We start from the raw sequence: 435 nt of genomic DNA on the forward strand, positions 1-435 counted from the left end.
CGGCCGTCGGCAAGTACGACATGTGGCCGCGCTACTCGGGCGTCTTTATCCGGCGGCCGATCGAACATGACGCGGGCGACGAGGCGGTGCCGGAGCGCGAGGCGGTCGTCGGGCGCTGGGGCCTGATAAGCGCCATGACGAAGGCGAACGACCTGGACAAGGCCGGCAAGCTGTCGACGTTCAACGCCCGCAGCGAGACAGCGGCCAAGTCCTTCACCTTCGGCAATGCCTGGCGCCGGGCCCAGCACTGCATCATCCCCGCCGACGCAATCTTCGAACCCGACTGGCGGTCGGGCGCCGCGGTGGCCACTCGGTTTACCCGGGTCGACGGCGCGCCGCTGGGCATCGCCGGCCTGTGGGATCGGTGGCGCGACGCCGCTGGTCAGCTGCAGGAGAGCTACACCATGCTCACCATCAACGCCGACCAGAATCCGC

The 435-nt window shown here is 69.2% G+C and carries 1 protein-coding gene; it reads left to right on the forward strand.

Annotation, left to right across the window (positions count from 1 at the left end; all coding sequences use genetic code 11):
- Positions 1 to 435 (forward strand): SOS response-associated peptidase family protein (locus tag ACR6JA_RS22565; protein WP_494599678.1); only part of this gene is annotated, 435 nt, incomplete at both ends.

The organism is Cedecea sp. B1(4) (assembly GCF_059414925.1).